At 39.9% G+C, this 9,873-nt stretch carries 12 protein-coding genes; 3 read left to right on the forward strand and 9 right to left on the reverse strand.

What is annotated here, in order from left to right:
- Window positions 1-80 precede the first annotated feature (80 nt).
- Both ACRN9H_RS18220 and ACRN9H_RS18225 read left to right on the forward strand, forming a co-directional pair.
- Entirely contained in the window at window positions 81-1,766 is a 1,686-nt protein-coding gene (locus ACRN9H_RS18220) for an AAA family ATPase (protein ID WP_432315593.1), read from the forward strand.
- Window positions 1,763-2,953: a hypothetical protein gene (locus tag ACRN9H_RS18225; RefSeq protein ID WP_432315597.1), complete on the forward strand. Its 1,191-nt coding sequence runs from the start codon at window positions 1,763-1,765 to the stop codon at window positions 2,951-2,953. The genes ACRN9H_RS18220 and ACRN9H_RS18225 overlap by 4 nt, the downstream gene beginning before the upstream one ends.
- 537 nt (window positions 2,954-3,490) lie before the next feature.
- Here ACRN9H_RS18225 and ACRN9H_RS18230 read toward each other — a convergent pair.
- The 8 genes from ACRN9H_RS18230 to ACRN9H_RS18265 all read right to left on the reverse strand — a co-directional run bounded on the left by ACRN9H_RS18230 (window position 3,491) and on the right by ACRN9H_RS18265 (window position 8,720).
- The gene (locus ACRN9H_RS18230; protein ID WP_432315599.1) at window positions 3,491-4,243 is read right to left on the reverse strand and encodes a hypothetical protein; all 753 of its coding nucleotides are present in this window, start codon (window positions 4,241-4,243) and stop codon (window positions 3,491-3,493) included.
- Between the two features lie 240 nt (window positions 4,244-4,483).
- Window positions 4,484-5,032, reverse strand: a complete 549-nt coding sequence (locus ACRN9H_RS18235) for a GmrSD restriction endonuclease domain-containing protein (protein ID WP_041413300.1) — start codon at window positions 5,030-5,032, stop codon at window positions 4,484-4,486.
- Window positions 5,033-5,042: 10 nt separating this feature from the next.
- On the reverse strand, window positions 5,043-5,351 hold the full coding sequence (locus ACRN9H_RS18240; RefSeq protein WP_041413302.1) for a hypothetical protein: 309 nt from the start codon (window positions 5,349-5,351) through the stop codon (window positions 5,043-5,045).
- A gap of 22 nt (window positions 5,352-5,373) precedes the next feature.
- On the reverse strand, window positions 5,374-6,270 hold the full coding sequence (locus tag ACRN9H_RS18245; protein ID WP_011711516.1) for a hypothetical protein: 897 nt from the start codon (window positions 6,268-6,270) through the stop codon (window positions 5,374-5,376).
- A 10-nt stretch (window positions 6,271-6,280) separates the two neighbouring features.
- Window positions 6,281-6,928: a recombinase RecT gene (locus ACRN9H_RS18250; protein WP_011711517.1), complete on the reverse strand. Its 648-nt coding sequence runs from the start codon at window positions 6,926-6,928 to the stop codon at window positions 6,281-6,283.
- Window positions 6,929-6,941: 13 nt separating this feature from the next.
- Window positions 6,942-7,664 carry a recombinase RecT gene (locus ACRN9H_RS18255; RefSeq protein WP_011711518.1) on the reverse strand — a complete coding sequence of 241 codons (723 nt, stop codon included), beginning with the start codon at window positions 7,662-7,664 and terminating at the stop codon, window positions 6,942-6,944.
- A gap of 77 nt (window positions 7,665-7,741) precedes the next feature.
- Entirely contained in the window at window positions 7,742-8,005 is a 264-nt protein-coding gene (locus tag ACRN9H_RS18260) for a hypothetical protein (RefSeq protein ID WP_259563902.1), read from the reverse strand.
- 13 nt (window positions 8,006-8,018) lie between these two features.
- Window positions 8,019-8,720 carry a hypothetical protein gene (locus tag ACRN9H_RS18265; RefSeq protein WP_088212907.1) on the reverse strand — a complete coding sequence of 234 codons (702 nt, stop codon included), beginning with the start codon at window positions 8,718-8,720 and terminating at the stop codon, window positions 8,019-8,021.
- Between the two features lie 71 nt (window positions 8,721-8,791).
- Here ACRN9H_RS18265 and ACRN9H_RS18270 point away from each other — a divergent pair, with 71 nt between their 5' ends.
- Window positions 8,792-9,322 (forward strand): lytic transglycosylase domain-containing protein, encoded by a 531-nt coding sequence (locus ACRN9H_RS18270; RefSeq protein ID WP_086903608.1) that lies wholly within the window; start codon window positions 8,792-8,794, stop codon window positions 9,320-9,322.
- 23 nt (window positions 9,323-9,345) lie between these two features.
- Here the strand turns inward: ACRN9H_RS18270 and ACRN9H_RS18275 are convergent, their stop codons facing one another.
- The gene (locus ACRN9H_RS18275) at window positions 9,346-9,729 is read right to left on the reverse strand and encodes a hypothetical protein (RefSeq protein ID WP_432315603.1); all 384 of its coding nucleotides are present in this window, start codon (window positions 9,727-9,729) and stop codon (window positions 9,346-9,348) included.
- Window positions 9,730-9,873 lie beyond the last annotated feature (144 nt).

A 9,873-nucleotide genomic window follows, 5' to 3' on the forward strand; every position in this document is an offset into this window, starting at 1 on the left:
AAGATGATTAAATTAAATATTTAGATAAGAGAGAACCTCTTATATTAAAGCATTCCGAATTTTTATTGTTTGAGTACCATATGAGTCAAAAGTTAAAGTCAATGAAGTTAGCTTATATATTTATAGCGGAACATAAAATACTTAATAATATTGATATTTCTATCAATGGTGATCATGTAGGAAACTATTCAAATAGGACTCTTACATTAAAAGAAAAAGCAAATAGAGTGGATTATTATAATGGACTGTCTTGCAGTGCAATTATTGGAAAGAATGGTGTTGGCAAAAGTACAATTTTAAATTTTATTGAATCATCCTATGAAACTACAGATTCGAGTGGTTTGATTGTTTTCTTTGATTCAATAAGTGGTAAGTATCATATTTGTCCCATTAACTTTTCCTTAAGTGAAGAATGCATAAATAGCTCTACTGAATGTGTCATAGAGCCTGATTATCGTTTATTTATAAATCGAAATAAAATTCGGCTTGTTAAGTCAAATAATTTAACGGGAGTAGAAGAAAGTTCTTTCGAATCACGTAAAAGAACAGGCGGTTTTATAAATGACCTTTCACTTTCACAATACACTAGTGGCAGTAAAATTACCCTTATAAAAAGAACAAATCGATTAATGAGTTTTTTTAGTGAAAGTCGGTGGTTTGATGGTTTTGAGAGAACAAAAATTAAATTCAAATTTAAATTCAAACCATCTTCAAATGCATACATTAATTCGTTATTAAACAATAAACAACTAGTTTCAGAACATGCTGAAGATATGGTTGCAATAAAAAAGTTTATTAATCCTGAAGCACAGTTTTTAGAGTTAGGTTATCCGGATTTAACGTTTTATACGTTATTTAAAAATAATATACTTTCAATTTTTAGAAATATATCCCAGTCAAGCTGTATTGAAAAACATAATAGGGATTCATTTTTTCTTTCTATTTTAATCTTATTCATTAAGAGTGATTTTAACGTTGACTCCCTTAGTGATTTGATTCAACAAAAAGGTTCAGATTTTTATAGAAGAAATGACGTTGTATTTAGCCAGGTTGACTCGTTTATGCTTGCTAATAGATACAATAAAATTGTTGAGGTATATACAAATATAGCTAATGTGTTGATACGTAACCGTCGTCACTATCAAATAGATAAAGAAGATGAAATATCTTCTTTTAACACAGAGTTTATAATTGATTTGACCTACCTTATTTCATGTTTACCTTCAAATGTATCAAGTAATTTCTTTTATGGTTGGTCTGGTTTAAGTACTGGTGAGTTCGCAAAGTTAAATGTGTTTTCTGAGCTATATAATTATATTAACGATGAAAAAATAAAAGGTAATGAAAACCATCTGATCGTAATGGATGAGGCGGACTTGTACTTACATCCCGATTGGCAAAGGACTTTCTTTTCTGAGTTACTTAATTTTTTAAAAAGTGAATTTCCACAAGGCCGGATTCAATTAATATTAAGTTCTCATTCTCCAATCATTATAGGAGATTTCCTACCAGAGGATATTGTTTCATTAGATATAAATAAAGACGGTCATACTGAAGTTGTTGAGTCATTTGGTTTTGGAACTCATATTACTGATCTTTACCTTGATGGTATGCATTTGAATTCAACCTTTGGTGAACATTCCAAAAAGGTTATTTCTTCAATTATTGATAATAGAAATACAGGAGAACTTACTGAGAATGATAAAGAATTGGTAAGTAAAATTAAGAACAAAAACATTCAAAATATGCTTTTGGGGGGCTTATGATAAAAGTTGATTTGAATTATAGCGTTGACTTTATTGCACGTTACACTCAAAGCATCTTGACTGAAGCCTTATACCCTGCTTTTAACGACTTATTAGATGATGTTACTCCTCCCTTTGAAGAAAATATGCGTAGGCTATTTTGTAATGCAGCCCTATCTAATATTATTTTTTTAGGTCCAGATGAGTTGTTAGATAAAATTATTGATGTTTATGATTCGGTGCCAATTTTAGCTGAAAGGTATTGCCTTGAGTATTATTTAGAAGGTGTTATTCTAAGTGAAGATATTGTCGGCATAGATTTAAGGCTTCCTGAAAATAAGGTATGGATAAGAGAGGAAAGGGAAAGGGTTGTTAATCAATTATTGTTACTCGTAGAAAATAGGGGGTCGGTACTAATACAGGGAGTAATTAATAATTTAAGATTGGAAAACAAACCTTCAAAGCTAAGGGTAATCCTTAAAAAAGTACTAAGTATGATGTCAGGAAATAACACTCTATCTGATGGGGAAAAAGCTCTTTTCCCTAACTGGGTAAATGTTTTTTCAAATTTATTTAATTATAATCAGATGGCTAAAAACTTTGGTAATGAAATGACTGATGCCTTGCATATAAACTTCTGTCCTTACTGTAATCAAGAAAATACTGAGACAATAACAGTTGCGGCGGCTAGATCAAGACCTGACCTTGACCATTTCCATCCTAAATCAAAATTTCCTTTTTTTGCTTTAACTCTTTCTAATTTAATTCCTTCGGGACACCGTTGCAATCAGACATACAAGCAATCAAAAATAATGTTAAACAAAGTTCATCCATATTCGGGTGGAGTTGGTAATGATTCCCTTTTTAACTTTAATTTTTCGTTTGACAATGGGTATGTTAAGGAAGGTTTAAATGTCACTGTAAATAAACTAGGGCAACCAATTGATAGCAATATTGAATTTTTCAAAATTGAAAATGTTTATAACCAAGATGTTTCGAAAGAATGGTTTATGGAGTTTCATGAAAGATATGAATACCGTCGCTGTGTGGATCGAGAGATTTTTGATGATATTCTAAATGACCCTAATTCAATAAGAATGGAGTTAGCTTTTGATGTATTAAAGTCCCCCAAAATAGCTGATTCTCAAAAATTTAAAATTGATGCTCTGCAACAGTTATCTGGTAGACAATATCCACTACCAGATTAATAGGAAACTCAATGGGTTCGCGTCTTGCTATTTGCCTCCAACCAGCTAAGGGAGGCGAATATTGTGGCTAAGTAATATTGGCCACCGTTCTAGACTGATTAGTGCAGAACATGTGAAATTAGAAAATCTATGGTAAACCGAAATTAATATATTGCGATTGAGAAACAACGTTAACTCATTTCGGGGCAGAACCCAGCTAGCTACGAAAGCTAGCGAAGTGTTGGACATAGAAATGCGCTAGATCATTTGTTCTAATTCGGGTGACTCAGATGAGAAATATATCTTAGTTTTATTCGCCATCCTAATTAGTCCAGATCCCTTTATCTAGTTCGTTTGCGACGTAGCTTAATATTTTTGTTTTTTAGTTTTGTAACTAATATAGCTATAGCCCGAATTACAGAGGCTATAGCTAAAAGTAAGTCAGTCCAGTCATTCATTTTATGTACCTCATTTTTTAAATGTTGAGATAATTCTAAATGAAAGGTGTCAAAGTGTATGGGAGGGGAAAGCCCTTTGATTTGTTCAGGTAAATCCCCCCTATACTGGTTTTATGAAAGATGCACCTATTTTCAGTCCTTCAGGTGTCTGACGCTCTTTGTCATATATCTTTGACAGAATTGATGCTGCTTCGATTGGATAAAATACTTCCAAAAATCTAAGTAAAGGTGTTTTCTGGCGGCAATCTGTCAGTGGTTTCGTTGGCTTTATATTTGCGTGCCAGACGAGGCTATAACACACAGTGACAATAAATTGTTCTGCCTTACTATCGCTCCTTTTTGCGAAATTTATCCTGTCAATCTGTTTATCGATAAGATTCTTCACTTCGAATAGTTTTTCTATAGCAGACTTTAGTTCCTCTTCATCAAATTTTGACCATGAGGTAGGCTTAAGCTCGTTAACAACAGCTAAAATATCAGAAAAAGCATTGTCAGATAACTGCTGTGCTTTTCTTACTTGACATTGGTGCTGCTTATGAATTTCAGCAGTTTGTTGCGGTGTATCTGAAAAGAACTGTGATCCATGAAACGTTCTTAGTGCATCACCTATTACTAGAAATACACCGTCCAACTCTCCATCATGGCGGCCAAAAGCTTTAGTTTCACGGTTTATCCTATCACGAAACCTTTTTCCCATTGCTTCATAAGAACGGTCTATAAAATTTAATGTCTCATCTATACCAAACTCAAATACGTCGCTTTTCTGGTAATGTGCCCTGATTCTATCTAGTGATCCTCTTTCTTCAACTGTTAGAGATAAGTAACATTCGTCAGTAAGAGCACCTTGATTCATAGATAGTCCATAAAGAGAAATAATGATTATAATGCATAGACACAAATCACATTAGCTTTTCTATAGCTAAATTTTTTTAGGATTATTTACCTTTTGAACTGCGAAACTCATTTCGGGGCATAAACGATTTAGAAAAGGCAGTACAGCGATGTGAGCGCTGCCTTTCAGTATGATCCTTTAATACTCAGTATCAAACTTAACTTGGTGAAAAGTATTACTCTCCAACAAGTTTGACCACGTTTACCCCCTTTGACACTGAGCTACCAGCGCCAGCGCCCGTGGTTCTTCTTTAGTGAAATATTTTAGATGATACGTTTTCATGATCCGGTGAAATCGCAAGATATACTGACACTGATTGGTGGGCGGTAACCACTCTGTGATCCCCGCCGCCCCTTTTTCTTTATTCAAACCCTTTTCGACTACCTGCAAATTTCTCACATCGTTTGCGAACATCTCACGCTGATAGCGATCCCAATATTTAGCGCCTCGGGCATGGGCATAGCCAAGCGGTACAGTGTGATCCACATCGAGCGCAAAGGCATCGAGATAGATTTGCCCCGTCCAAGGTGACACCCATCTTCCACGAGTCACGATTTTACCATCACGGCTAAAACTTGGTTTAACCGTGGATTGGGTTGCGAGTAAGTCGTGGCGCGTATTGAGACCATTGCCATCCAGATCGCTCCAATGCGGGTAATCTTCACGGTGATACTTCAGGTCGGCCGCAGCCAAACCGTTAGTAATGGACAAGGAAAGCATAAGTAATGCGAGTGAACTCAGCCTGGTCATACTAGGCGCCTTATTGGTTAAACAATGATTGAACAACAAATGGGTCCGGCTCAAGCTCAAAATCATCCCCCTTCATGGTAGCCGTGCCGCTTAGGCACACGATTTTGTGGCATGAATCGCAGATACCGATTCCACGATAGAGAATGTCACTCTCTACGAGATTAATACTGCCCCTGACTAATTCGTCTTTAAATTCTTCACCACACTTACACTCCATCTTAAACTCACTGACAATCTTTCCACTGCCTAGCGTTAGCGGGAATTGGCTCGCAAATGGCTGATGCTGTCCCATATACACTTTGACTTGCTTTGCGTTCACGTTGACCTCTCTTGATGTCCAATCACTCTGACAGATACTTCCAACGAAGCAATTTTTTACCTTTTAGAATAAGCTCCACATCGTACAAACCAGAGGCTCTTAAACCCGCCAACCCCTGTAATGTGTTCCCCATAATCTCTTTTGTCTGGTTCGATTTCACCACAGTCCCTATCGCCACGACTCTGCGCTGTAAGGCGCTAACTTTGCTCAGCACTTCATAGGCTGTCGGCATCTTGGCCAGCACTTCGATATTTGGCAAAGGAGCCATCACCGGCACCCGAATATCAACCGAGGGCAAATGACGTAGTGCAGCGAGTGAACGCCCTGCAGCTGCTTTACGAGCATTCAGACTTGGGGTTAACTCGGGCATTAACGGCTCCCCGTCCTCTGCCACGTCCAAAATGAGATAACCACTATTTGATTCCTCAAACATCGCAGACGTGAATTGCTCTTGGCCCACAAACCACGCAATCAATTTTGTGCAAACATGGAAGCTCTCACAGTGATGCGTGGTTAATACACTCACCTTGCCCTGCTCTTTAACCAGCGTAAAAATCTGGCTAGTTCCGCTCTCTACAATCCAATCACCGGCACAGATTTCCGGCACTGACTTCAGGATCTCTAATTGCTCACTCGCTTTGGTCGCTGGCAGCGGCAACGTCCCTTCTTGTAAGAAGTAAGCCCCTAACTGGATATAATGCTGAGTCCACACCGCGAATCGATTTTGAATGACCTCCCACACGGAGTTGTCGTCACGCGAGATCACTTCCAGCGCTTTCACGCCTTGATTCACCGAATTAGTGGCAATGGTTATCGAGTCATGTTCAACATACGCCTCAACGGTGAAAGTCGATGTCACGTTAGACGCAATCGTGAAGGGTGTTTTTAAACGGGTTGTCGGCTTTACTTGTAATTCCATTTTTCGCCTCTTAAGCCGCTTCTGACCATGCTTTTTCGGAAAGTCTCACTGTTTTAGCTAAGATCATCCCTACAAAAAATTCATTCCAAGCTCTTGTGGCCACCTGACGATGTTCAAAGGTCGTCATGAGATCATCAAAGGTGAAATGTGTTACGCACACACCGCCACCAGCGAGCTCTGCTACACAATAGGCACCGCGGATATTTCCACGATTCTTGCTAAATGGGTCATATTGGTGGCGAGGTGGAGTAAAAGAGTCAATCCACTGAAAATCATCGGCTTCATACACAATCACAGGTCGTGCAGAACGGATGATCCCCGCCTTTGCCGCCGCGTCACGGTAACCACGGTATGTCCAGCACAGTTGCACCCCTAACCAACCACTATCGTAGTAAGCCCCTAACAGAATAGATGCCTGCTTGCGGTTCGGATTGAGGCTGATTTGTGCTTGTGTCAACTCAGTCATGACATCAAAAACGCTATGAATATTTACCCAGCCAATTTGGGATGGATTGAGCATTAACAGGCGCTGCAACTGAGCAAATAAAATGTTTAGCTCCGAGTACGGAAAATTGTTATTAGGGTATGCAGTATTAAATTCGACACAGAGATGTTGAACGTAGTGTGCGGCATCTGCCGAGGTGTATCTGGTACTCATAAAAACCTCTGGTTTAGTCAAATAGTGCATCGAAACGACATGCTGATGTTTCTACCACGCCAGCAGCCATAAACTTTGTTTTCTTGGTCGGTGCTTCAATTTTGCGGATTGGCCTTAACGCCTCACAATGCGCCGTAAGGGTGTTATAAAAGCCGTCAAATGCAGTGATCGCGACATGGTTTAATAGGCGCCAAAGCGCTTGCTTCTTTACCATTTCATCGACGTAGATTGATTGCCAAACCTCTGAGCCGTTCTCAGCTACAGATTCCAGTTCAATTTGGTCAATCTCAAAGGACACGTATTCGCCTGATGGCAATAGCGCTGAAGCAATACCGCCACGCAATTCGCCACGTTTAGGTGATAAGCCAACCAAGCTGACCAGTGGCATTCTGTCGTTAAAAACTCGAATAGAGTCCCCTTCTCGAATGGCCCATGCCTGATATGCTTGAATTTCACCCGATTGCAGCGCTAAATCCAGACCGCCGATATAGGTCAGTTTGGTTTCAATCTGACCTTCGTCATTCAGCGCCAAATACAGCAGATTTTCACCTGGGCTCCATGACAAGCCTGTCGCAGCGTAAACACTGAGCATGTAGGCTTCTAACTGGTCTCTGGGAAGGTCAAAACCCGATTCATCGATAACATACTGAATATGCATTTTTTCGATGTTTATCTCAGGAACGGTCACTTGCCGATTGTTGGCTATAGCTAACTGTATGTACTGACTCGCTTTCATAACGTAATCGCTTTGTTTTTACTGTTATGAGTATTAAGCCACACACTTTTTTTCTGGCAAATTTTTGGAATATTTCTTTATAAACAAGCCACTTGATTTGTGGTTGTCGCGGCGATCATGGTGTGCATCCATGAAAACTGGCTGACTGAACAGGCTTCAAATCCCACAATCTGACCTCTTTCACGACATAATTTCACCAGTCGTCCTCGGTCAATTAGGTACACAATTGCTGGTATTTTCGCTTCCGGCAAAAATTCTGAGATATAGGTCGCAGGGATTCGGTTGGACGTTAGATTTTCTAAAACGATGTAAAGGTCATTGATATGCAAAACTGACAGCATAGGTACTCCTTAACTACTCTCTGCCAAATTTGATTTTCTCGGAGGATGTCAGTTGGTTCCAACCTATCATTTTGGCCATGGGAAGGGGCTCTGCATCTACGAGATACTTACGCTGATTACGTTGTTCGGAGTTCACTTCATTGTCTTGGCCTGGCTTCTGTATAGTGGTAATGCTCGTGAGTGGAATAGTGCCAAAAATTGACTCTCTTTCGTAGAATAAGCAGCTTACGTGAGCCTTGCTGTCCTCTTTAATTCCGCCAGTGGTCTCAGCCATATACCCGTCAATAACGACAGCGCAGTCAGGGTAATCAGTAAACACGAGGCTGATTTTAAATTTTGTATCGTCGGCAAGGTAAGTGGTCACCCCATCGAATTGCACAGTCAAATTCGACTTGGCCACAGGATTGGCTGCAGCCAATGTGTCGAGTGAGCGAATAGAAACATTGACAGGATCAGTTAACAACGCGTTGTCTGCATTACTCGCCAGTTTGTACCACAAGATAAATCTATCGACACCGCCGGAATACATAAAATACGCAAGGGCAGATACCGACACCACGGAGACTATTACCGGATCAAGACCTCTCCGTTTGCGAGAGTTATCCGCGAGCGATTTGTTTTTTAGCTTGTTATTAAGCGAATCTAAAAAACTGAATTTGTTGGCTTTAATATTCTTAACCAATGATTCCAAAATCGTTGCGCCGCTGAATGCCATTCGAATGCTTCTCTAATAAATATCTCGTGTTATACTCGCCGATATTACACACTTTTTTAAACACAAACAACATGTCAACTATTGCAGATTTGAACGACACTTACTTAAGTAATGGCTATCGAGTACCCCAGCAGGAACTTGAGTTTTGTATTGCTAAAGCTGCTCGGCCTATCGACCCAGACTTATTACTCGCGGTACTGGTTGCTGAGGGCGGCAGACGTGGGGCGATTGTTCAGAATAAGAATGGTTCGTTTGATCTGGGCGTTGGTCAAATCAACACGATTCAGTATACGGAGACATGGTTTAAGTCGCGCTACCCTGATTGGCGTCAAGTGGCCCAGGATACGTGTACAGGCGTTGCTGCTGCCGCTGACGTATTGCTGCGCCGTATGTCAGAATTGAACGTAGGTCAGTCGGTGTGGGAGGCGGTTGGTCATTACAACTCTAAAACTGCCACGGTAAAAATCCAATACTTACAGAATGTAATGCAGATTTATACCAGACTTTCACAGAACAAGGGGACTGAATATCGTCCTTGGATGACCATTACCCACAAGCAAAAGCACTTCTTTACTTGGAGTAATAGAGAATCAGAGCGCTAAATGAAAGTAAGAGATTAAATAATTTAGACTGAAGACGTGATGTGATGCAGGCTATTTACTAAGTTAGTGATTAAAAATTTCAATTTTAGCAGACTTGCCCCACCCCAGAAATCAGCACAACTTGCGCACGTTACGACACCAGTGGCGAGTGATACACGAATAGAATCACGAATGTGCTTAGCTTTGAAATTCACCATTGCATTCCATTCCGGCGTACATTTCACCGAATCCGAGCTAAACATTAACGCTAAACGTAGCTCAGCCGCAGGGTATTCATCGTTCCAAAATTTTTCGTTGAAGTAATTACCGTTAACCCCGACTTCTAATCGAGTGTCACCGGCGACAAACTCAAGATGCGAGTCGTGCTGAATTACAAAGACTGAGCGATTCAGTAGTTGCTCCAACACAACAGTGATCATAGCTTTGTGAAGTGGTCAACTAAATTTGGCCACGGTTTTAGAATCTTCCCAAAATCTTCGCTCTGATTCATTTGGGCTTAATCCTGCATTATAATGATGTGGCCTGACTTGGCTGTAATAGCCAATAATATA

This window comes from Shewanella sp. MF08487, from assembly GCF_050848685.1.
In the GTDB taxonomy this organism is placed as follows: Bacteria; Pseudomonadota; Gammaproteobacteria; order Enterobacterales; family Shewanellaceae; genus Shewanella; species Shewanella glacialipiscicola.